This window comes from Burkholderia sp. AU16741 (genome assembly GCF_002223345.1).
GTDB lineage: Bacteria > Pseudomonadota > Gammaproteobacteria > Burkholderiales > Burkholderiaceae > Burkholderia > Burkholderia sola.
In genome coordinates this window covers 444,259-464,869 of record NZ_NKEZ01000003.1, presented here as the reverse complement: position 1 = coordinate 464,869, position 20,611 = coordinate 444,259, and the positions used below count along the sequence as shown (strand labels likewise).

General features: G+C 66.2%; 17 protein-coding genes, 4 tRNA genes, 1 pseudogene and 1 riboswitch. Of the genes and pseudogenes, 13 read left to right on the top strand and 9 right to left on the bottom strand.

Going from position 1 to position 20,611, the window contains the following annotated elements; all coding sequences use genetic code 11:
• Nucleotides 1-45 precede the first annotated feature (45 nt).
• Together guaD and CFB89_RS04595 are read left to right on the top strand one after the other, a co-directional pair.
• On the top strand, nucleotides 46-1,365 hold the full coding sequence (guaD, locus tag CFB89_RS04605) for a guanine deaminase (protein ID WP_089466907.1): 1,320 nt from the start codon (nucleotides 46-48) through the stop codon (nucleotides 1,363-1,365).
• 100 nt (nucleotides 1,366-1,465) lie between these two features.
• A riboswitch (yybP-ykoY riboswitch) is annotated at nucleotides 1,466-1,603 on the top strand.
• Nucleotides 1,604-1,681: 78 nt separating this feature from the next.
• Complete coding sequence (locus tag CFB89_RS04595) at nucleotides 1,682-2,254, top strand: TMEM165/GDT1 family protein (RefSeq protein WP_012328109.1); 573 nt, start codon at nucleotides 1,682-1,684, stop codon at nucleotides 2,252-2,254.
• 54 nt (nucleotides 2,255-2,308) lie between these two features.
• Here CFB89_RS04595 and CFB89_RS04590 read toward each other — a convergent pair whose 3' ends face one another.
• Nucleotides 2,309-3,019 (bottom strand): DUF4136 domain-containing protein, encoded by a 711-nt coding sequence (locus tag CFB89_RS04590; protein ID WP_089466906.1) that lies wholly within the window; start codon nucleotides 3,017-3,019, stop codon nucleotides 2,309-2,311.
• A gap of 187 nt (nucleotides 3,020-3,206) precedes the next feature.
• Between CFB89_RS04590 and pepN the strand changes: the two genes are divergently transcribed.
• The 4 genes from pepN to CFB89_RS04565 all read left to right on the top strand — a co-directional run bounded on the left by pepN (nucleotide 3,207) and on the right by CFB89_RS04565 (nucleotide 8,652).
• On the top strand, nucleotides 3,207-5,900 hold the full coding sequence (gene pepN / locus CFB89_RS04585) for an aminopeptidase N (RefSeq protein ID WP_089466905.1): 2,694 nt from the start codon (nucleotides 3,207-3,209) through the stop codon (nucleotides 5,898-5,900).
• Between the two features lie 283 nt (nucleotides 5,901-6,183).
• Complete coding sequence (locus CFB89_RS04580; RefSeq protein WP_006485729.1) at nucleotides 6,184-7,197, top strand: class 1 fructose-bisphosphatase; 1,014 nt, start codon at nucleotides 6,184-6,186, stop codon at nucleotides 7,195-7,197.
• 206 nt (nucleotides 7,198-7,403) lie between these two features.
• Nucleotides 7,404-7,479, top strand: a tRNA-Thr gene (locus CFB89_RS04575).
• Between the two features lie 918 nt (nucleotides 7,480-8,397).
• Entirely contained in the window at nucleotides 8,398-8,652 is a 255-nt protein-coding gene (locus CFB89_RS04565; protein WP_006476609.1) for a GlsB/YeaQ/YmgE family stress response membrane protein, read from the top strand.
• A gap of 100 nt (nucleotides 8,653-8,752) precedes the next feature.
• On the opposite strand, the pseudogene CFB89_RS04560 reads toward CFB89_RS04565, so the two are convergent.
• From CFB89_RS04560 to CFB89_RS04550, 3 genes and pseudogenes are all read right to left on the bottom strand, one after another.
• Nucleotides 8,753-8,917, bottom strand: a pseudogene (locus CFB89_RS04560) (TlpA family protein disulfide reductase); the annotation flags it as partial.
• An 89-nt stretch (nucleotides 8,918-9,006) separates the two neighbouring features.
• Nucleotides 9,007-11,370: a TonB-dependent receptor gene (locus tag CFB89_RS04555; protein ID WP_089466904.1), complete on the bottom strand. Its 2,364-nt coding sequence runs from the start codon at nucleotides 11,368-11,370 to the stop codon at nucleotides 9,007-9,009.
• Nucleotides 11,371-11,497: 127 nt separating this feature from the next.
• Nucleotides 11,498-11,887 (bottom strand): DUF2946 domain-containing protein, encoded by a 390-nt coding sequence (locus tag CFB89_RS04550; protein WP_089466903.1) that lies wholly within the window; start codon nucleotides 11,885-11,887, stop codon nucleotides 11,498-11,500.
• A gap of 240 nt (nucleotides 11,888-12,127) precedes the next feature.
• Here CFB89_RS04550 and CFB89_RS34765 point away from each other — a divergent pair, with 240 nt between their 5' ends.
• Nucleotides 12,128-12,232: a chorismate mutase gene (locus CFB89_RS34765; protein WP_179233363.1), complete on the top strand. Its 105-nt coding sequence runs from the start codon at nucleotides 12,128-12,130 to the stop codon at nucleotides 12,230-12,232.
• Between the two features lie 223 nt (nucleotides 12,233-12,455).
• The gene (locus tag CFB89_RS04545) at nucleotides 12,456-13,049 is read left to right on the top strand and encodes a chorismate mutase (RefSeq protein ID WP_089466902.1); all 594 of its coding nucleotides are present in this window, start codon (nucleotides 12,456-12,458) and stop codon (nucleotides 13,047-13,049) included.
• Between the two features lie 30 nt (nucleotides 13,050-13,079).
• Here the strand turns inward: CFB89_RS04545 and CFB89_RS04540 are convergent, their stop codons facing one another.
• The 3 genes from CFB89_RS04540 to CFB89_RS34760 form a co-directional block, all read right to left on the bottom strand.
• Nucleotides 13,080-14,207: an exonuclease domain-containing protein gene (locus CFB89_RS04540; RefSeq protein WP_089466901.1), complete on the bottom strand. Its 1,128-nt coding sequence runs from the start codon at nucleotides 14,205-14,207 to the stop codon at nucleotides 13,080-13,082.
• 141 nt (nucleotides 14,208-14,348) lie between these two features.
• Entirely contained in the window at nucleotides 14,349-14,552 is a 204-nt protein-coding gene (locus CFB89_RS04535) for a cold-shock protein (RefSeq protein WP_027783827.1), read from the bottom strand.
• Between the two features lie 231 nt (nucleotides 14,553-14,783).
• Entirely contained in the window at nucleotides 14,784-14,948 is a 165-nt protein-coding gene (locus tag CFB89_RS34760; RefSeq protein ID WP_179233374.1) for a hypothetical protein, read from the bottom strand.
• Between CFB89_RS34760 and CFB89_RS04530 the strand changes: the two genes are divergently transcribed.
• Together CFB89_RS04530 and CFB89_RS04525 are read left to right on the top strand one after the other, a co-directional pair.
• Nucleotides 14,947-15,213, top strand: coding sequence for a hypothetical protein (locus CFB89_RS04530; protein ID WP_089466900.1), 267 nt, complete (start codon nucleotides 14,947-14,949; stop codon nucleotides 15,211-15,213). The genes CFB89_RS34760 and CFB89_RS04530 overlap by 2 nt on opposite strands.
• Nucleotides 15,214-15,711: 498 nt before the next feature.
• A complete protein-coding gene (locus CFB89_RS04525) occupies nucleotides 15,712-16,857 on the top strand; it encodes a porin (RefSeq protein ID WP_089466899.1) in 1,146 nt (381 codons plus the stop codon).
• 83 nt (nucleotides 16,858-16,940) lie between these two features.
• Here the strand turns inward: CFB89_RS04525 and greB are convergent, their stop codons facing one another.
• A complete protein-coding gene (greB, locus tag CFB89_RS04520; protein WP_089466898.1) occupies nucleotides 16,941-17,504 on the bottom strand; it encodes a transcription elongation factor GreB in 564 nt (187 codons plus the stop codon).
• 129 nt (nucleotides 17,505-17,633) lie between these two features.
• Here greB and CFB89_RS04515 point away from each other — a divergent pair.
• The 3 genes from CFB89_RS04515 (at nucleotide 17,634) to CFB89_RS04505 (ending at nucleotide 17,991) form a co-directional block, all read left to right on the top strand.
• A tRNA-Arg gene (locus tag CFB89_RS04515) sits at nucleotides 17,634-17,710 on the top strand.
• Between the two features lie 66 nt (nucleotides 17,711-17,776).
• Nucleotides 17,777-17,853 (top strand) — tRNA-Arg (locus CFB89_RS04510).
• Between the two features lie 61 nt (nucleotides 17,854-17,914).
• Nucleotides 17,915-17,991: transfer RNA gene (locus CFB89_RS04505), tRNA-Arg, on the top strand.
• 201 nt (nucleotides 17,992-18,192) lie between these two features.
• On the opposite strand, the gene CFB89_RS04500 is transcribed toward CFB89_RS04505, so the two are convergent.
• A complete protein-coding gene (locus tag CFB89_RS04500) occupies nucleotides 18,193-20,559 on the bottom strand; it encodes a bifunctional (p)ppGpp synthetase/guanosine-3',5'-bis(diphosphate) 3'-pyrophosphohydrolase (RefSeq protein WP_089466897.1) in 2,367 nt (788 codons plus the stop codon).
• Nucleotides 20,560-20,611 lie beyond the last annotated feature (52 nt).

The window sequence follows — 20,611 nt, the reverse complement described above, 5'->3', positions numbered from 1 at the left end:
ATCGCTTTCTTCTGTTCGCCTTACCTTGATGCAGGACCCTTCGTCATGACGCAAAACGCTTTCCGTTCCCAACTGCTGACCTTCAACGGCGACCCGGCGCAATCGAGCCAGGCCGCGAACTACGAGACCGACGGGCTCCTGATCGTCGACGACGGCAAGATCGTCGCGGCCGGCCCGTACGCCCGGCTCGCCGCGACGCTCGCGCGCGATGCGGTGATCCACGACCTGCGCGACAAGCTGATCGTGCCCGGCTTCATCGACACGCACATTCACTATCCGCAGACGGACATGATCGCGTCGCCGGCGCCGGGCCTGCTGCCGTGGCTCGACAAGTACACGTTCCCGACCGAGCGCCAGTTCGGCGATCCCGAGCATGCGCGCGAAGTCGCCGACTTCTTCGTCGACGAACTCCTCGCGTGCGGCACGACGAGCGCGCTCGTCTACTGCACCGTGCACAAGCAGTCGGCCGATGCGCTGTTCGCGGCGAGCGACGCACGCGACCTGCGGATGATCGCGGGCAAGGTGCTGATGGATCGCAACTGCCCCGAATTCCTGCGCGACACCGCGCAGTCGGGCTACGACGACAGCGCCGAGCTGATCGACCGCTGGCACGGCAAGGGCCGCCAGATGTACGCGCTCACGCCGCGCTTCGCGCCGACGTCGACCGAGGCGCAGCTCGAGGCGTGCGGCGAACTCGCGCGCCGCCATCCGGACGTGTTCGTGCAAAGCCACGTCGCGGAAAACGTCGACGAGGTGAAATGGGTGGCCGAGCTGTTCCCCGGCCATCGCAGCTATCTCGACATCTACGACCGCTACGGGCTGCTGCGTCCGCGCGCGGTGTACGGCCACTGCATCCACCTCGACGACGAGGATCGCCGCCGGATGGCCGAGACGCGTACCGTCGTCGCGCACTGCCCGACGTCGAACTTCTTCCTCGGCAGCGGGCTGTTCGACTTCGACAAGGCCGGCGAATACGACGTCCCCGTCACGCTCGCGACCGACGTCGGCGGCGGCACGTCGTTCTCGATGCTGCAGACGATGAACGAGGCGCACAAGGTCGCGCGGCTGTCGGGGCACCACCTGACCGCCACGCGGATGTTCTGGCTCGCGACGGCCGGCGCCGCGCAGGCGCTCGACCTCGCCGACACGGTCGGCACGCTCGCACCGCGCACCGAGGCCGACTTCGTCGTGCTCGATCCGCACGCGACGCCGCTGCTCGCGCGCCGCACGCAGCGCGCGGATTCGCTCGAGGAACTGCTGTTCGCGTTCGCGCTGCTCGGCGACGACCGTGCGGTATACCGCACCTATGCGGCCGGCGAACTCGTGCACGAACGCGGCGCCGCGCGCCGACCGGCCGCCGCGTAACGCCTCGCGGGTACGCCGTCGCGCTGCCGGGAATCGCGCGCATGGCGCGCCGCACGGCGGCCCCGGCCGCTTTCCCGTGCGCAACACGCCGTGCTAGAATTCGCCGCTCATTGGGGAGTAGCCGCTCCGCTCGATGTCCCGCGCCCCCGGCGCGCATCGTGACGGAGGCGTCCGTCAACAGACTTGGCCGTTCGGCCATGGCGGACGCAGCCACGTTGGCCTGGCGAGACCGATGGTTCACTGCGCGCCGCATCAGGGCCCGGCGCGCGGTGGATCGTCGCTCGCACGCACAACAACGGCCCGTGGAACCCCATTCGTGTCTCAAGCCTTCCTGATCTCCACCGGCGCCGTCGCCCTCGCTGAAATCGGCGACAAGACCCAACTGCTTTCCCTCGTTCTGGCCGCGCGCTATCGCAAGCCGGTACCGATCATTCTCGGCGTGCTCGTCGCGACGCTCGTCAACCACGGTTTCGCCGGCGCGCTCGGCGAATGGCTGGGCGTGCTCGTCACGCCGTCGATCATGCGCTGGGCGCTCGCGTTCTCGTTCATCGCGATGGGGCTGTGGATCCTGGTGCCGGACAAGCTCGACGAGGACGAAGCCAATGCGACCCGCTCGCGGCTCGGCGTGTTCGGCGCGACGCTCGTTGCATTCTTCCTCGCGGAGATGGGCGACAAGACGCAGATCGCAACCGTCGCGCTGGCCGCCCGCTTCCAGGATTACATCGGCGTGGTGGCCGGCACGACGTTCGGGATGATGCTCGCGAACGTGCCGGCGATCCTGCTCGGCGACCGCTTCGCGCACCGCTTGCCGACGAAGCTCGTGCACGGGATCGCGGCCGTGCTGTTCGTCGTGCTCGGCGCGCTGGCGCTGCTGGGTGTCGGGGTCTGACGAAAAGGCAGGTGGCCGGCGCGGCCGGGCGGCCGCGCCGAGAGGGATGCCGCGTTACTTCGCGGCGGCCGCGCCCGACGCTGGCGCCGCCGGCACCGCGCGCTCGTTGGCGGCCGGCGCCGCCGGCCCGCCGCGCTTGTCGACCGGCAGCCTGACCGTGCGGACCGCGCCGTTCGACAACGGGAAATCGGCGAGCGCGCTGCGCGCGAGGAACGGCATCGCGTAAAGCAGCGTGCCGTTGTCGCCGGTCGTGCGCGCGGACACGTTGTAGACCTCCTTGCCCGTCGCGCGCTCGGTGATGCGGATGCCGAGCGTGTAGTCGAATACCTGGTACGTCTGCGCGACGTAGCCGGCCGGCATCGGCCCCCAGGGACCCCACGGGCCCCAGGGGCTCCACGGCCCGCCTCGCCAGTACGGCCCCGGCCCCATGAACCACGGGTCGTAGTAGACGGGTTGCGGCACCGTCACGAGATCGCTGCCGACCGAATAGGTCAGCCCGACGAGATAGCGGGCCTGCGACGGCGGCACCTGACGGAACGCATACGCGGACAGCTCGTTCGCGACGATCGGCTCGTAGGTCGACTGCTCGATGCTGTTCTTCTGCGCGTCCGTGCGCGTGAACGCATAGGTGCGGGTCGCGTCGCTGCCGCTCCAGTCGGAGAAGGCCGTGACCTGGGTGGTCACGTAGCTGGTGCAGCCGGTCAGCAGCGCGACGCACAGCGCCGCTGCCCAGCCCGCACCGCGAAAAATCCATTCGCGTTTCATGTTGATCCTCGTCGATCCGTCACCCGTTCGTCGCACCGCGCGAAGCACAACGGGATGCCGATAATACGCGGACTCCCGGAAGCGGTAAAAAGTTCGCCCGGCACGCGGGCGCAAGCCTTTGTACAATGGCCCGGTTCGCCCGGCCCGCGCGACGGGCCCGCCCCCCACTCCACCGATCTCGACGACCATGTCCGACAACGCCTCCTCCACCGTGATCCGCCGCGCCGACTACACGCCCCCGGCCTTCCTCATCGATTCCGTCGCACTCGAATTCGATCTCGCGCCGGCCCGCACGATCGTCAGGAACACGATGCGCGTGCGCCGCAATCCGGACGCCGCGCCCACGCCCCACCTGGAGCTGATGGGCGAAGCGCTCGAATTCCTCGACGCGCGGCTCGACGGCGCGCCGCACGGCACTGTGCGCGCGCACGAACACGGCCTGACGGTCGAGAACGTGCCCGACGCGTTCGAGCTGACGCTCGAAAGCGCGTGCGCGCCCGATCAGAATACGACGCTGTCGGGCCTCTACGTGTCGAGCGGCAACTTCTTCACGCAGTGCGAAGCCGAAGGCTTTCGCCGCATCACCTACTTCCTCGACCGCCCCGACGTGATGGCGTCGTACACGGTCACGCTGCGCGCCGACAAGGCCGCCTACCCGGTGCTGCTGTCCAACGGCAACCTCGTCGATTCGGGCGACCTGCCCGACGGCCGCCACTTCGCGAAGTGGGAAGACCCGTTCCGCAAGCCGAGCTACCTGTTCGCGCTGGTCGCGGGCAAGCTGGTCTCGATCGAGGCAACGATCAAGACCGGTTCGGGCAAGGAGAAACTGCTGCAGGTGTGGGTCGAACCGGCCGACCTCGACAAGACGCGTCACGCGATGGATTCGCTGATCCACTCGATCCGCTGGGACGAAAAGCGCTTCGGCCTCGAGCTCGATCTCGACCGCTTCATGATCGTCGCGGTCGGCGACTTCAACATGGGCGCGATGGAGAACAAGGGGCTCAACATCTTCAACACGAAGTACGTGCTCGCGAACCCCGAGACCGCGACCGACACCGATTTCGCGAACATCGAATCGGTGGTCGGCCACGAGTACTTCCACAACTGGACCGGCAACCGCGTGACCTGCCGCGACTGGTTCCAGCTGAGCCTGAAGGAAGGCCTGACGGTATTCCGCGACCAGGAGTTCTCGGCCGACATGGCCGCGGGCGACGACGTCGAATCGGCGGCCCGCGCGGTCAAGCGCATCGAGGACGTGCGCGTGCTGCGCCAGTTGCAGTTCGCCGAGGACGCCGGCCCGATGGCGCACCCGGTGCGCCCGGAGAGCTACGTCGAGATCAACAACTTCTACACGATGACCGTCTACGAGAAAGGCTCGGAAGTCGTGCGGATGTACCAGACGCTGTTCGGCCGCGACGGCTTCCGCAAGGGGATGGATCTCTACTTCAAGCGCCACGACGGCCACGCGGTGACCTGCGACGACTTCCGTCACGCGATGGCCGACGCGAACGGGCGCGACCTCGCGCAATTCGAGCGCTGGTACAGCCAGGCCGGCACGCCGCGCGTGTCGGTGCGCACCGCGTACGACGCGGCCGCGCGCCGCTATACGGTCACCCTCGCGCAAGGCTACGGGGACGCGTCGCCGGCCGCGCGCGAAACGCAGCAAGGGCCGCTGCTGATCCCGTTCGCGATCGGCCTGATCGGCCGCGACGGCCGCGACCTGCCGCTGCGCCTGGACGGCGAAGCCGCCGCATCGGGCACGACGCGCGTGCTCGAGTTCACCGCCACCGAGCAGACCTTCACGTTCGTCGACGTGCCGGAAGCGCCGCTGCCGTCGCTGTTGCGCAACTTCTCGTCGCCGGTGATCGTCGAGTACGACTACAGCGACGACGATCTCGCGTTCCTGCTCGCGCACGACAGCGATCCGTTCAACCGCTGGGAAGCCGGCCAGCGCCTCGCGACGCGCGCGCTGCTGACGCTCGCCGCCCGTGCCGCCGCCGACGCGCCGCTCGCGCTCGGCGAGAACTTCGTCGCCGCGTTCCGCCGCGTGCTGACCGACGAAAGCCTGTCGCCGGCGTTCCGCGAACTCGCGCTGACGCTGCCGTCGGAAACCTACCTCGCCGACCAGATGGCCGAGGCCGACCCGGCCGCCGTGCATCGCGCGCGCCAGTTCGTGCGCCGCCAGCTCGCGACCGCGCTGCGCGCCGACTGGCTCGCCGCGTACGCGCAGCACCAGACGCCCGGCGCCTACGAGCCGACACCGGAAACGTCGGGCCGCCGCGCGCTGAAGAATCTCGCGCTCGCGTATCTCGCCGAACTCGACGATCCGGCCGATGCCGTGCGCCTCGCCACGGCCCAGTACGACGCGGCGAACAACATGACCGATCGCGCGGCGGCGCTCGGCGCGCTGCTGTCCGCGGCCGCCGCAGGCGCGAACGGGCCTGCCGAGCAGGCGCTCGACGACTTCTACCGTCGCTTCGAGAAAGAGGCGCTCGTGATCGACAAGTGGTTCGCGATGCAGGCGGCGCAACGCGGTACGCCCGCGCAGCCGACGCTCGCGAAGGTGCGCAAGCTGCTCGCGCACCCGGCGTTCAACCTGAAGAACCCGAACCGCGCGCGCTCGCTGATCTTCAGCTTCTGCGCGGCCAACCCCGCGCAATTCCACGCGGCCGACGGTTCCGGCTACGCGTTCTGGGCCGAACAGGTGCTCGCGCTCGACGCAATCAATCCGCAGGTCGCGGCGCGCCTCGCACGCTCGCTCGAACTGTGGCGCCGCTTCACGCCGGCGCTGCGCGACCGGATGCGCGAAGCGCTCGAACAGGTCGCCGCCGGCGCGAAGTCGCGCGACGTGCGCGAGATCGTCGAGAAGGCGCTCGCGTAAGTCACGCGATCGCCCCTGTCGCGTCCGGGCGATCGAGCCGGCGCCGCTTCACGCGGCGCCGGCTTTTTTATTGCACGAGCACGGCTGCAATCGCACCATGCGCGGGGTCGGACCGCTCGGGCGGCCTCCGCGGCAAGGCGCGCCCCGCCCCGGCGTCGCCGCCCGATACCGCGCCGATTCGGCGGCCCGGCCATGTAACCGGACGAAAAAAGCCGGCGGCACCGAAGGCGCGACGGGTAAAATTGCGGCCATTCAAGGATTCTTTGGCCTTTCGGAGTCTGTCATGTCCATTGCCCGCCGCACCACGCTGTCGAAGTTCCTGATCGAACAGCAACGTGAGACCAACAACCTCCCCGCCGACCTGCGCCTGTTGATCGAAGTCGTCGCCCGCGCGTGCAAGGCGATCAGCTACAACGTGTCGAAGGGCGCGCTCGGCGAAGCGCTCGGCACCGCCGGCAGCGAGAACGTCCAGGGCGAAGTGCAGAAGAAGCTCGACATCCTGTCGAACGAAATCCTGCTCGACGCGAACGAATGGGGCGGCAACCTCGCCGCGATGGCGTCGGAGGAAATGGAAACGTTCTTCCCGATCCCGGCGAACTACCCGCGCGGCGAATACCTGCTCGTGTTCGATCCGCTCGACGGCTCGTCGAACATCGACGTGAACGTGTCGATCGGCACGATCTTCTCGGTGCTGCGCTGCCCGGACGGCAAGCAGGCGACCGAAGAATCGTTCCTGCAGCCCGGCACGCAGCAGGTCGCGGCCGGCTACGCCGTCTACGGCCCGCAGACGGTGTTCGTGCTGACGACCGGCAACGGCGTGAACTGCTTCACGCTCGACCGCGAAGTCGGCTCGTGGGTACTCACGCAGAGCAACATGCAGATCCCGGCCGACACGCGCGAATACGCGATCAATGCATCGAACGCGCGCCACTGGTACGACCCGGTGAAGCGCTACGTCGACGAACTGAACGCCGGCAAGGACGGCCCGCGCGGCGACAACTTCAACATGCGCTGGATCGCGTCGATGGTGGCCGACGTGCATCGGATCCTGAACCGCGGCGGCATCTTCATGTATCCGGCCGACAAGCGCACGCCCGATCGTCCGGGCAAGCTGCGCCTGATGTACGAAGCGAACCCGATGTCGTTCATCGTCGAACAGGCGGGCGGCGCGGCGACGACCGGCACGCAGCGCATCATGGAAGTGCAGCCGACCGGCCTGCATCAGCGCGTGCCCGTGTTCCTCGGTTCAAAGAACGAAGTCGAGCGCGTGACCGGCTATCACGACGAAGCGAAATAATCGCACTGCAGCACTGGACGCAGGGGCGAGACATCAGTACAATCGCGCCTTCGCGATGTGGCCCTAACGGGCCGCGTCGCGGTGAAGTGAAAGCGGAAAGTCCGCCGGATCGAGGGTTTCGCGAAGCAGCCGCAGCACGCTGAAAAAATTTCGCAAAACCTATTGCCAAGATCTCGGATTTCACCATATAATTTCATTTCTCTGCTGCCGGTGTAGCTCAGTTGGTAGAGCAGCGCATTCGTAATGCGAAGGTCGTAGGTTCGACTCCTATCTCCGGCACCAAGACATAAAGGTCTGACAAGCATCGCTTGTCAGACCTTTTCTCTTTTGCGGCGCCAAAATCGTAAAGTCGTTCGACTGCGCACTCCCCCAATCACGCCGCGCACGGTGTTGGCGTCTTGGCGTACGAATTCGGCCATCTCCCCTGCGCGTTGTCCGGGGCCGATCCTCGCCGCGGCGCGTTATCTGCGCAACATCCGCACGACATATCCACGCACTCGGCGGCCGCCGGCCAATCGTATCGCCCCCCCTCTTGCGGTGCGTAACAGCACAGCCTGCGGCGGCCATGACGACGATGGCCGACTTGCCCGACCTAAGCAGCCCGCGCAACGGCATCCGCTTTTCCCCCGCACCCCGACCGTCAAGCGCTCGCCGGCACGACTGCACACTCTATCTCCCGCCCCCTCCGCACACATCATTCGAAGCCGATCCCTCAGGATCCCGAATGATGGCGGATATCGGATACGGCACACGCTACATCGATCGGTGCCATACGATGCCGCCGATCGGCGAACCGATACGCCGCGCTTCCCCACCCGTTTCGCGCTTCTGTCGATCGAAGCAATCGGCGATGCCGCGACCCTCGGGCGCGTGATCCCCGACGCAGCCGACGGACTACCCGAGGCCACCGTGCCACCAACGACGCTGGAGCGATGGCGTGCCCGACGGACGGACTTCGGCGACAGCCCATCCTTACAGATTCATTTCGCCATGCACGGGGCGCGCACCGCGCATGCGCTAGGCAGACAAATCCCCCTGGAAAATCTGTTTAAGGGTGCATAACATTACTTAACGATCCTGACCCGTCTATCGCGTTACATTGCGTGGGCGGCGCGACGGCCGCATGCCGCTTTCAACCCACTTGCGGCATGCGACAGCCGGTGCCCGGTCATTTCGACTCAACCCAAGGAGAGGACCACCATGACTCATGGCTTGATTATGTGGCTCATCATCGGCGCGATCGCCGGCTGGCTTGCCGGCTTGCTCGTGAAGGGCGGCGGCTTCGGGCTGATCGTCGACATCATCGTCGGGATTGTCGGCGCGGTGATCGGCGGCTGGCTCGCCGGCCTGCTCGGCATCAGCATCGGCAGCGGCTTCATCGGCTCGGTGATCGTCGCGGTCATCGGCGCGGTGATCCTGCTGTTCGTGATCCGGCTATTCAGGCGAGCGGCCTGACGTTTCTGACCACGCGCCTTCGGGCGCGTTTTCGCATCGGGCCGGCGCGCGGCCCGTTCGCCGCGCGCCACCCGCCCCGTCAACGCTTCGCGTACCGCAATCAGCCGTCGAGCACGTCGGCCGTCAACCATCCGCCGAACGCTTCATGCACACCATCGCGCCCGATCCACACGGTGCGCGGCATCTCCCCTCTCCATTCCGCACCGAGCGCTGCCCGTGGCCGCTCGGGCATGGGCTCCGCGTTCTCATACTGCGCGATCTGCGGATCGGCGGCTTTCGGCATGCCGGGCGCCTCGTGCGCACCGGCCCCGACGGCGCCGCGTGCCACGGCCCCGTATCCCGCCGCGAACGATTTCACAGCGACCATTTCAGTTCTCCATAGAAAGTGCGGCCCGGATACGGGTGGAACACGTAGTAGCGGCGGTCCGTCAGGTTGTCGATGCCGGCCGACGCGGTCCAGTGACGATCGAAGCGGTAGCGCGCCTTCAGATCGACGACGGTAAACGAACTCGTGCCGCCGTAGACGTCCGGATTCACGTCGCTGTTGTCGAGCGTGTTGAACTGGCGGCCCGAGTAGCGCACGCCGACGCTCGCGAGCCAGTGCTCGTCGAATCGATACGACGCGAGCAGGTTCGCGCGCATGCGCGGAATGCGCGGGAAACGCGAACCGACATAGGCCGGATTCGCGGCATCGGCGAGGATTTGCGCGTTGCTCGCCGACACGTTCGCGTCGAGATCGAGCCCGCGCAGCCCGACGTTCTCCCCGCTGAACGCGAGTTCGGCGCCGCGCACGCGCACGCGGTCGACGTTCGAGACGTTGGTGACGGTCGTCGCGCCCGACACCGTCGTCTGACTGTAGATCGAATCGCGCAAGTCGCTCTGGAACACGCTCGCGCGCACCACGCCGACACCCACGTCGCGCTCGGCCGTGAAGTCCCAGTCGATCGCCTTTTCCGGACGCAGGTTCGGGTTGTTGTTGACGATCGCGTTGTTCGAGATCGTGCCCTGGAACAGCTCGCCGACCGTCGGGAACCGCGTGCCGGTCGCGAACGACAGCCGGAAGCGCCAGACCTCCGTCGCATCCCATTGCAGCGCGGCTTTCGGCGACAGCGCATTCGCGCCGCGATCCGCGTAGCCGAGCGTGCCGTTGGCATTGCCGAGGGCGCCGCCGTACGCCTCCCAGCGCTCGTAGCGCAGCCCGAGCGTCGCGAGCCAGCCCGGCGCGAAACGCCACGCGTCCTGCCCGAACAGCGCCTGCGTGCGCGTGTCGCCGCGATAGACGCTCGCGAGCGACGTGGCCGGCCCGGCCAGCCAGTCGGCCGTGTTGACCGTGACGTTGCGCAGGAAGTAATTGTCGTAGTGATAGCCGAACGTGAACGTATGGCCCTTCACTTCCGGCGCCTCGGCCTTCAGATCGAGCGTGCGCCAGCCGGTGCCGTCGCCCTGGAACAGCGTGCCCGCCCCGCCCTGCACGGTCGAGGCCGCGCGCAGCACGTCGCGCGACACGTCGTACGCGGACACCACGCCCGATAGCCGCCAGCCGGAATCGAGCCGGCCGTTCAGGCCGAGCGCATACAGCCAGTTCTCCTGGTCGCCGCGTTGCGGGGCAAACGCGTTCGGCGCGACCGTCATGTTCTGTCCGCCGATCGACACGTTGCCGCCGTAAACCGGGTTGCCCGTCGCATCGCGCAGGAAGGTCTCGCCGTGCTGCCGGTAGTGGTTCTCCCAATGCCCGAGCGTCAGCGACGCGTCGACACGATCGGTGAACGCATAGCCCATCCGAACCGTCTCGTTGAGCTGCTCGGTCCGCTCGATCGTCTGCGCGCCGACGATGGTCCGCGGCTTGCCGTTGGGTCCGATGTCGGTCGCGGCGCCCGTCACGGGCACGGCGGCGCCCAGTTTCGGGTTGTAGGCCGAATTGGGGCTCGCGTACTGCATCGGCTGGCCGTCGTTCTCCAGCCGGTCGAGCGACAGCGCGAACCGGAACCGGCCGACGCGGTTCGCGATCCGCGCGGTCTGGTGATTGCCGCCGAAGCTGTCCGCCAACCCGTAGCCGTCGCGGTAGCGCTGCGTGAAGAATTGCGTCGACAGCGACGCCTCGAGCCGGTCGGGGCGGCGCGTGGTGAGCAGCACGGTCGAGCCGATCGCGTTGCCCGGGTACAGCGCGGAAAAGGGGCCATAGAGCACGTCGACGCGCGCGATGTCGTCGGGCGGAATCAGCGACCAGCGCGGCGGGTACGCATAGCTCGACCCGAGCAGGTTCGACAGCAGCACGCCGTCGGCATAGACGAGCCCGCGCGCGCTCTGCAATTCGTTGAAGTCGCGGCCCGCGAATACGCTGTTGCGGTCGCCGATGTAGCGCTTGCGGACCATCAGGTTCGGCGCGTACTTCAGCGCGTCCTCGGTGGTGACGTTGGTGTGCGCATCGATCTGCTCGCGCGTGATCGACGTGACGACGGCCGGCGTATCGGGGTCGACCGGCTGCCGCTGCGCGGTCACGCTGACGGCGGTCAGCGTGTCGCCTGCGGGGGCGGCCGCCGCGTCGACATCCATGGACGCCGACGCCCCGGCGGCGAGACGATCGATGCCACCGTTGCGGGCCGCGTCGGCGCGGGCATCGTCGGTCGACGCCGCGTGAGCGGCCGGCCATGCGAAAGCGGCCGCGCATGCGAGCGCGAGCCGGCCGCGCGACGACCGCGCGGCAAGGGGAGACGACATGAGTGCGTTCCTGAAAACGTGATCGGACGCCGCCGGGCATGGGGCGCGCGACGCGCACGTACGGCGCGACGCGCGGGCCGAGGCCGCAGGCGGCTCGCGCGCCACCGGGGCGCGCGCAGGACATCAATCAGACCGGAACGTTTTCAGGCGGGGCGCGCGGCTGCGCGAGACGGATGCCCTTGCGGGGCACGTCGGGAACGATCGGTGCAACCGCCCGATACGCGAACGTGCGTACGAAGCGCGGCATCGCGGGAAGGCTCGTGCCCAGCGCGACGTTCGCCGCGAAGCCGGGGCAATACACGCAATGCGGGACGCCGGCATGGTCGGCCGACGACGTGTCGCGCTCGTCGCCCGCTTGCGCGAGCACGATTTGACGCGCGCCCGCTGCACTGCACAACTCGAGCGTGAGCGCGCCGGAACCGCTCGACGCAAGGCGCGCGTAGCCGACGACGGGCGACAGTACGTTCAGTACCAGCGCCAGCCATACGAGGCCGATCCATCGCGTCGTTCGTCTCATCGCGGTCCAAGAAAAAGTGCGCGCAAGTATAGCAAGCGGCCCGCTGGATGCCGATCGCGCGGCGCGTGATAGCGGGCATCACACTTCGCGCCGGCACGCATGTGCCGTTAATACAACAGAGACAAAATCTAACGATTCGCCGCTGGCATAAATCCGAGCACGAGGTTGATAATCATTGAACCTGCTGGAGAAACGATCATGGACGAAAGACCAACTCGCATGCCCCCGCCCGAGCAAGTGATGAGCCCGGATCCGGAACCCGTCGGCGTGGAATTCCTCGCCGAATTGCCCGAGCACGTTCGGGCATTCTTCGACGAGCAGCACCGGCTGTACTCGCCGAAGTGAACGTCAGTTCGGTTCTGTAACCGCCACGTGTCGATCATCGCTATCGTGCGGTTCATCCCTGCGCTTCGCGCGCAATTCGCCTCGCACCCGGGCCGCAACAGCCTGACGGTGCCGGATCAGCTCGCCTGCTGATTCTCCTGTCGCGACGCTACGCCGCGCGACTGTCTTCGTCTATCCTTCTGTTTTTCCACGTCCGGCCCGCCCGGCTCTCCCGATCGTTCCGATGAAGCAAGCCATTCGTGCCAGCATCGCTGTCGCCGCGCTCGGCGTCGCCCCCCTTTCGTCGCCCCCTACCGCCCGCGCGGACGGCGACGACACCGCCCTCACCAACGTCGTGGCGCTCGCGTCGCAGCGCCTCGCGCTCGCCGAACCGGTCGCGCGATGGAAATGGGCGAATCACAAGGCCATCGAGGACCAGCCGCGTGAAGCGGCCCTGCTCACCGCCGTCGAAAAGCGCGCGGCCCAGGCCGGCGTCGACCCCGCCTTCGCTCGCACGTTCTTCGAGGATCAGATCACCGCAAGCAAGGACGTGCAGAACGCACTGTTCGCGACCTGGCGCACGACGCGGCCGCCGGAAGGCACGCCGCCCGATCTCGCGACCAGCACGCGGCCCGCCCTCGATCGGCTGACGCAGAAAATGCTCGCCGGTCTCGCGCAGGTTGCCCCGCTGCGCGATGCGCCCGATTGCCAGGCGCGGCTCGCGCGCAGCATCGCGAACTGGAAGACGCTCACGCGCTACGATTCCACGCAGACGCGGGCACTCGATACCGCGCTGTCGCATGTCTGCTCCGCCGGCGGAGCCAGCGCGATCGGCTGACGGGGGCAGGCGCGGATCGTCCCGCGGCGCTCAGTCCGCAGGCGTCAGCGCCATGAGCGGAATCACCTGCAGGCCGCGCGCGAGATGCGTCTGCAGCAGGCGATGGGTGAAAGGTTCGAACGTGGCGGCCGCCGCGTCGGCCACGAGCCGTGCGGCCGCATCGAGCGAGTCCGCCGAACCGAGATAGCACCAGCCGTCGATCACATGAAACAGGCGGCGCTCGCTGTTCGCCTCGAACGCGACCGCGCCTTCGAACGGCCAGGGTGCACCGCCCGCGCGGCCGGCGTCGGCCGTGGGCCGCCGGTTGTACGACGGGCGCAACCGGGCGATCCATTGCGCTTCGGCCAGCATCGCCCCCAGCTCGTTGCCGGTCTCGCGCCATTCGACACGCCGCACCTGCTGCGCGAGCCGCATTTCCTTCGACGAACGGCGCTCGCCGGTCAGCAGGGCGCGCAGCCGCTGGCGCACGCGCACGCTGCGGCCGACATACAGCGCTTCGTCACGTTCGCCGAACAGCGCATACGCGCCGCACCCTGCCGGCGCGGTATCCAGCCAGGCTTCGGTCAGATCGCCGCCCAGACGGAAGTGGCGCGTCGTGCGCGCGATCTGGTCGCGCAGCCGATCGAGCGGCACGATGTCGTGCAGCTGGCGCCAGAACTGCCAGATCAGGTCGGCATCGGCCAGCGCGCGGTGACGCGCGGCCGGAACGAGCCCATGCCGTTCGATCAACGCATCGAGCCCGTGCCGCGATTCGCGCGGAAACAGCGCGCGCGACAGCCGTACCGTACAGAGCACATCGGGATTGAACGCCAGGCCGGCGCGCTCGAATTCGGCCCGCAGGAAGCCGCGGTCGAAGCTCGCGTTGTGCGCGACGAACAGCTTGCCGTCGAGCCGCTCGAACAGCGCCGGCGCGAGCGAAGCGAACGTCGGCGCATCGCGCACCATCGCGTCCGAGATGCCCGTCAGTTGCTGAATGAACGGCGGAATCGCCTGCCCCGGATTGACGAGGCTCGTCCACGTCGACACGCCGAGCGGTCCGATTTCGACCACGCCGATTTCGGTGATGCGGTGGTCGGCGGACGAGCCGCCGGTGGTTTCAAGGTCGACGAAGACGAGTGGCTGCTCGCGGGCGGGATCGGACGGAACGGAATCGGACATGAAAAGACAGGGAAACGATGCTTCCGTGAGTATGCACCGGCACGCGTACTCGGGCCAGCCCGGACCGGCCCCGCCCCGTCTCCGGAAAACAAAAAGCCCCCGCCATGCGGGGGCCGGACGTGATCGGCAATGCGCGGCGCGTCAGACCGCCTGGATATTCGCTGCCTGCTTGCCTTTCGGCCCGACTTTGACCTCGAACGAAACACGCTGGTTTTCCTTCAACGTCTTGAAGCCGTCCATCCGGATTTCGGAAAAGTGCGCAAACAAATCTTCACCGCCATTGTCCGACGTAATAAAGCCAAAACCTTTAGCATCGTTAAACCATTTCACGATACCGGTATCCATGTCTTCGTTCCCCACTCTATAAGATCAAAAAAGCTATTTTTATAGCCGTTTCCCGAAATCCCGAAACATTGCGCCAGCACCCGCACCAGCACGCCGCCCGAGGACGGAGTGCTGACTTTATAAATTGGACAATCCGGGTGCGTCAAGAAAATTTTTAGCCGCTGCTTTCTTGAAAAGACGCTAATACCACTGGAATCGGTACACCATCACCGATTGATTAATTGATTCGCATCAAAAACCTGTCAACATTACCGGGATCGGATCGTTAATAATCCCCGCAAGTGAAATTTCTACCGGGGACAAATCGACCCGGTAAAATCCTCGGGTTTTTTCGGGTTGCATAACGTCGGCGACGTTGCGATCCTGAATCAACACCGAAAGGAAGGAGAAGGTCATGTGGCTGGACGCAATCAAGCGCTTCGCGAGCCGGCTCGGACGCGTACGCCGCAAGTCCCGCGCCTTGGCCGAGTCCCCCCGCGAAGCGCCGTACGATACTGAATTCGATATGACGTGGCACGGCGATCACTGGCAGAACCTGCTCGCATCGCCGCTGGATGCCCGTCACTACGTGATGGAAGACTGGACCAACACACCGGCGCCGATCGAAGCGGAGAAGGCCGCGCCCGCGGGCAAGCGCAAGCGTCGCTCGTACACGCCGTAGCGCCCCGAGCGGCGGGCAAAAAAAAGCGCGACTGGGAAGTCGCGCCGACAAAGGTTTGGAGATCTTTTCCGTCAACGAAAAAGTCTGCTTCGGAAAGCAGAGATCGCAGTATAGCGATAGAACTACCTTTCATTATCCATGCTCCACACAAACCTCTATTGCCGATGTGTCAATAATCGCGCTATAGCTGCCCCCGCCTACCCCTGATCGTCTGTCGCACACGCGCAACGCTCGTTGCGCGGTCCCAATCGTCATTTCGATTCGCTGCACCGCAGCGAACCCTTACGTGGCAATCGTTGACGCGCCTCTGCCGATTTTTGCGGATTCCAAAACACACTGTTTCTTAAAGCGTGGAGCGCCGCCTCTCCGCACACTTCGTACACTGCAGATGGATGTCTGATAAGCGCACCGCCGTTCTGCCGGACCGGCTACAGCGTCAAGCAAAACACGGCCGTCCGCCCAGGTTCGATCGACATCATCGTGTTGGGAGACAGATCCATGAAGAAAGCTCTGATCGTCGCCGCGTTGTCGGGGGTATTCGGTACCGCTGCCCACGCTCAAAGCAGCGTGACGCTGTACGGCCTGATCGACGCAGGCATCACCTACACGAACAATCAAGGCGGACACAGCGCCTGGCAGGAAACGAGCGGTTCGATCAACGGCAGCCGATGGGGCTTGCGCGGCACCGAAGATCTCGGCGGCGGCCTGAAAGCCATCTTCACGCTGGAAAACGGTTTCGGCATCAACAACGGCACGCTCAAGCAGAACGGTCGCGAATTCGGCCGGCAAGCGTTCGTCGGGCTCGCGCACAACACCTACGGCTCGCTGACGATGGGCCGGCAGTACGACAGCGTCGTCGACTATCTCGGGCCGCTGTCGCTGACCGGCACCCAATATGGCGGCACCCAGTTTGCCCACCCGTTCGACAACGACAACCTGAACAACTCGTTCCGGATCAACAACTCGGTCAAGTACCAGAGCGCGAACTACGGCGGCCTCAAGTTCGGTGCGTTGTACGGATTATCGAACTCGTCGGCGTTCGCGAACAACCGCGCGTATAGCGGCGGCGTGTCGTACAGCTACCTCGGCTTCAACCTCGCCGCGGCCTACTTGCAGTTGAACAGCGACGTGAACGCACTCGCGCAGGCCGCATCCGATCCGGGCGCGGTCACCGGCGACTGGACCTTCGCGTCGCGCGTGCAGCGCACCTGGGGAGCCGGCCTGAATTACGGGTTCGGCCCGGCCACGGTCGGCTTCGTGTTCACCCAGACGCGCCTGACCGGCCTGCGCGCGATCAGCGCCGGCCAATCGGGCGTGGTGGGCGGCATCACGGGCCTCGGCGACAGCGGGCGCTTCAGCAACTACGAAGTCAACGGCCGCTACGCGCTGACGCCGGCCCTGTCGCTCGCCGGCTCCTACACGTACACGCAGGGTCGCCTGTCCGGCGACAAGCCGACCTGGCACCAGTTCAACCTGCAAGCCGACTATGCGCTGTCGAAGCGCACCGACGTGTACCTGCAGGGCGAGTTCCAGAAGGTCAACAACGACGGACTGGACATCGGCGCCAACATCAACGGCCTGGGCGCCGCGTCATCGACCAACAAGCAGATCGCGGTCACGGCCGGCCTGCGTCACCGCTTCTGAGCGACCGGCACATTCGCCGTGCGCCGAAAGACGAAGCGCCCCATCGGGGCGCTTTTTCTCGGCCACGGCGCGCGGGCCGCGACTCAGGCGTCGCTCCGCGCCGGATACCGGACGTCGAGTATATCGATCGGCTGCGGGCCGACCGGTGTCATCAGCGTGACGGTGTCGCCGATCTTCGCCTTGATCAGCGCACGCGCGACCGGCGAGATCCAGCTGACGCAGCCGCGGTCTAGATCGACCTCGTCGATCCCGACGATCGTCACCGTGTGCGCCTCGCCGTCCGGCGTCTCGTAATCGACCGTCGCGCCGAAGAACACCTGGTCGACATTCTCCTGCCGGCTCGCGTCGACGACTTCGGCGAGGTCGAGCCGCTTCGTCAGGAAGCGGATGCGACGATCGATCTCGCGAAGCCGCCGCTTGCCGTAGATGTAGTCGCCGTTTTCCGACCGGTCGCCATTCGACGCTGCCCACGACACGAGCCGCACGACCTCGGGACGTTCGACGTCGATCAGGTTCAGCAGCTCGTCCCTCAGCCGCTTGTGGCCGGCCGGCGTGATGTAGTTCTTGGCGCCCGCCGGAATCGCGGGTTGAGCCTGGTCGAGATCGTCGTCGTCACCGTCCGACTCTTTGACAAACGCCTTGTTCATGATGCAGATTCAACGTGGATGACTGATTCCCAAAGGGTACACGAAGGGCGGCCGGCCAACGCCATGGCACCAAATTCGCGAATAAGGCTTCCCTTTTTATACGACTCTGCTATACTTCCGCTTCTGCGTGCGGCTGTAGCTCAGTTGGATAGAGTACTTGGCTACGAACCAAGGGGTCGTGGGTTCGAATCCTGCCAGCCGCGCCACTTTTTCGAGGGCCTTCCGAACCGAAGGCCCTTTCAGTTCAAAGCAGTAGAAGTTTGTTGTTGCGTGCGGCTGTAGCTCAGTTGGATAGAGTACTTGGCTACGAACCAAGGGGTCGTGGGTTCGAATCCTGCCAGCCGCGCCACTTTTTTGGGGGCCTTCCCATCGCAGAAGGTTCCGACAGTTGAAGCAGTACCGTTTTGCGTGCGGCTGTAGCTCAGTTGGATAGAGTACTTGGCTACGAACCAAGGGGTCGTGGGTTCGAATCCTGCCAGCCGCGCCACCTTAAAAGGGCTTTCCTCCGGGAAAGCCCTTTTTCTTTGTGCGCCCGCCTCCCCCGTCGTTCCCGCCCTCGCCCCGCGCGCCTTCGGCCGGGCACCGTCAACATCGCTCCCGCCGCGCTTTCGGCAGCCCCAATGAAAACGGCGGCCATCAGCCGCCGTCCGTCGATCATCGAATCCGCCCGCCGCGGCGCGCGTCAGCGTCAGTAATCCTGCCGCTCGCGCTCGATACGCATGCCGCCGTCATGGCGCGCATGCGCACCGTCGTCGGTCGAGCGCTCGCGCATGATCCGCATCACGTCCGGATTGGTCCTCACGCGCCGCATCACGTTCGCGAGATGCACGCGGTCGCTGACCTGGATCACGAAGCGCAGCACCGTCGACTCGTGCGTCAGATCCTCGTCCATCGCGATATGAACGATATTCGCGTCGGCCGACGTGATGTCCGCCGCGACGCGCGCGAAGATGCCCTTCGTGTTCTTCACGAGCGCCTTCACCGCGACATCGAACAGGCGGCCCGGCTGCGGCGCCCATTCGACGTCGATCCAGCGGCCCGGATCGCGGCGATGGATGCGCTGCGCGACACGGCAATCCGTCGTATGAATCGCCATGCCCAGACCGATGCCGATATACCCCATGATCGCGTCGCCCGGGATCGGGCGGCAGCACGCGGACAACTGCACGGACATCCCTTCGGTGCCGGTAATCACGACCGGCGGCGCATGATGCGCGGGATGCCGCTCGGACTTCGGCAGATCGTCGTCGGCGTCGCGGCCGCTCATCAGCACTTCGATGCGCTTGGCCATCACCGCGGCGACACGGCGGCCGAGGCCGATGTCCGCGAAGATTTCCTGACGGCTCTTGTTGCCCGTCCACTGCACGAGCTTCTCCCACACCTCCGGCTCGACATCGGCCAGCGAGAAACCATAGCCCTTCAGGCTCTGGTCGACGAGCCGCTCGCCCAGCTGCACGGACTCGTTCAGGCGCATCGTCTTCAGGTAGTGGCGGATCGCCGAACGCGCCTTGCCGGTACGCACGAAGCCGAGCCATGCGGGATTCGGCTTCGAATACGGCGCGGTGATCACCTCGACGATGTCGCCGCTCTTCAGCTCGGTGCGCAGCGGCAGCAGCTCGTTGTTGATCTTCACGGCCACGCACTGGTTGCCGAGATCGCTGTGGATCGAATACGCGAAATCGAGCGCCGTCGCGCCTCGCGGCAGCGCCATGATCTTCGACTTCGGCGTGAACACGTAGACCGCATCCGGGAACAGGTCGATCTTCACGTGCTCGAGGAATTCGCTCGAATCGCCCGCTTCGCTCTGGATGTCGAGCAGCGACTTCAGCCACTGGTGCGCGCGCTTCTGCACGTCGCTGAGATCGGCGCTGCCGTTCTTGTACAGCCAGTGCGCGGCGACCCCCGCCTCGGCGATCTCGTGCATCTTGCGCGTGCGCACCTGGAACTCGATCGGCGCGCCGAACGGGCCGACGAGCGTCGTGTGCAGCGACTGATAGCCGTTGATCTTCGGAATCGCGATGTAGTCCTTGAACTTGCCGGGCACCGGCTTGTACAGCGCGTGCAGCGCGCCGATGCACGTGTAGCAGTCGAGCGGGCTGTCGACGACGACGCGGAAGCCATACACGTCGAGCACCTGCGAGAACGACAGCTGCTTGTCGCGCATCTTGCGATAGACGCTGTAGATGGTTTTCTCGCGGCCCGTGATCTCGGCGTCGATCTTCGCGTCGGCCATCGCGCGCTGCGCGGCCTCGAGGATCTTGCTGATCACTTCGCGGCGGTTGCCGCGCGCGGCCTTCACCGCCTTCTCGAGCGTCGCGTAGCGATGCGGGTTGAAGTTCGCGAAGCTCATGTCCTGCAGCTCGCGGTACGTGTTGTTCAACCCGAGCCGGTGCGCGATCGGCGCGTAGATGTCGAGCGTCTCGCGCGCGACGCGGCGGCGCTTTTCCATCGGCACCGCGCCGAGCGTGCGCATGTTGTGCAGGCGATCGGCGAGCTTGACGAGAATGACGCGCACGTCGCGCGCCATCGCGAGCAGCATCTTGCGGAAGTTTTCCGCCTGCGCTTCCTCGCGGCTGCGGAACTCCATCTTGTCGAGCTTCGACAGGCCGTCGACCAGTTCGGCGACCTTCGGGCCGAACCGCTCGGCCAGCTCGTTCTTGGTCACGCCCTGGTCTTCCATCACGTCGTGCAGCAACGCGGCCATCACGGCCTGCGCGTCGAGCTTCCAGCCGGCGCAGATTTCAGCGACGGCGACGGGATGGGTGATGTAGGGTTCGCCGCTCTGGCGATATTGACCGAGGTGGGCTTCGTCGCTGAAATGGAACGCCGCCTTGACCTCTTTGATTTCGTCCGGAGCGAGATACTCGGCAAGCGCCGCCGTCAGTTTCGCGATCGAAACGACGCCGTGCTTGCGCGGCTGCTCCGGGGTGGCGGTCGGCCCGAACAGATGCCGAAAGGACTGTTCGAGGACCGCGTCGATGTATTGGCGCGCAGGCGACTGGGCCGTGGCTTCGGTGGTCGAATCCGCGGAGGCGGACGATGGGGTGGTGCTCATATTCGCCTCCAGGTCGAGTCGTTGCGCGCGTGGACTACATGGCTGGAACGGG

What these genes read in the sequence shown, in the direction of transcription:
- guaD (WP_089466907.1), top strand. Translation starts at nt 46, where the DNA reads ATGACGCAAAACGCTTTCCGTTCCCAACTGCTGACCTTCAACGGCGAC.
- CFB89_RS04590 (WP_089466906.1), bottom strand. Translation starts at nt 3,019, where the DNA reads ATGAAACGCGAATGGATTTTTCGCGGTGCGGGCTGGGCAGCGGCGCTG.
- pepN (WP_089466905.1), top strand. Translation starts at nt 3,207, where the DNA reads ATGTCCGACAACGCCTCCTCCACCGTGATCCGCCGCGCCGACTACACG.
- CFB89_RS04580 (WP_006485729.1), top strand. Translation starts at nt 6,184, where the DNA reads ATGTCCATTGCCCGCCGCACCACGCTGTCGAAGTTCCTGATCGAACAG.
- CFB89_RS04565 (WP_006476609.1), top strand. Translation starts at nt 8,398, where the DNA reads ATGACTCATGGCTTGATTATGTGGCTCATCATCGGCGCGATCGCCGGC.
- CFB89_RS04555 (WP_089466904.1), bottom strand. Translation starts at nt 11,370, where the DNA reads ATGTCGTCTCCCCTTGCCGCGCGGTCGTCGCGCGGCCGGCTCGCGCTC.
- CFB89_RS04550 (WP_089466903.1), bottom strand. Translation starts at nt 11,887, where the DNA reads ATGAGACGAACGACGCGATGGATCGGCCTCGTATGGCTGGCGCTGGTA.
- CFB89_RS34765 (WP_179233363.1), top strand. Translation starts at nt 12,128, where the DNA reads ATGAGCCCGGATCCGGAACCCGTCGGCGTGGAATTCCTCGCCGAATTG.
- CFB89_RS04545 (WP_089466902.1), top strand. Translation starts at nt 12,456, where the DNA reads ATGAAGCAAGCCATTCGTGCCAGCATCGCTGTCGCCGCGCTCGGCGTC.
- CFB89_RS04540 (WP_089466901.1), bottom strand. Translation starts at nt 14,207, where the DNA reads ATGTCCGATTCCGTTCCGTCCGATCCCGCCCGCGAGCAGCCACTCGTC.
- CFB89_RS04535 (WP_027783827.1), bottom strand. Translation starts at nt 14,552, where the DNA reads ATGGATACCGGTATCGTGAAATGGTTTAACGATGCTAAAGGTTTTGGC.
- CFB89_RS04530 (WP_089466900.1), top strand. Translation starts at nt 14,947, where the DNA reads ATGTGGCTGGACGCAATCAAGCGCTTCGCGAGCCGGCTCGGACGCGTA.
- CFB89_RS34760 (WP_179233374.1), bottom strand. Translation starts at nt 14,948, where the DNA reads ATGACCTTCTCCTTCCTTTCGGTGTTGATTCAGGATCGCAACGTCGCC.
- CFB89_RS04525 (WP_089466899.1), top strand. Translation starts at nt 15,712, where the DNA reads ATGAAGAAAGCTCTGATCGTCGCCGCGTTGTCGGGGGTATTCGGTACC.
- greB (WP_089466898.1), bottom strand. Translation starts at nt 17,504, where the DNA reads ATGAACAAGGCGTTTGTCAAAGAGTCGGACGGTGACGACGACGATCTC.
- CFB89_RS04500 (WP_089466897.1), bottom strand. Translation starts at nt 20,559, where the DNA reads ATGAGCACCACCCCATCGTCCGCCTCCGCGGATTCGACCACCGAAGCC.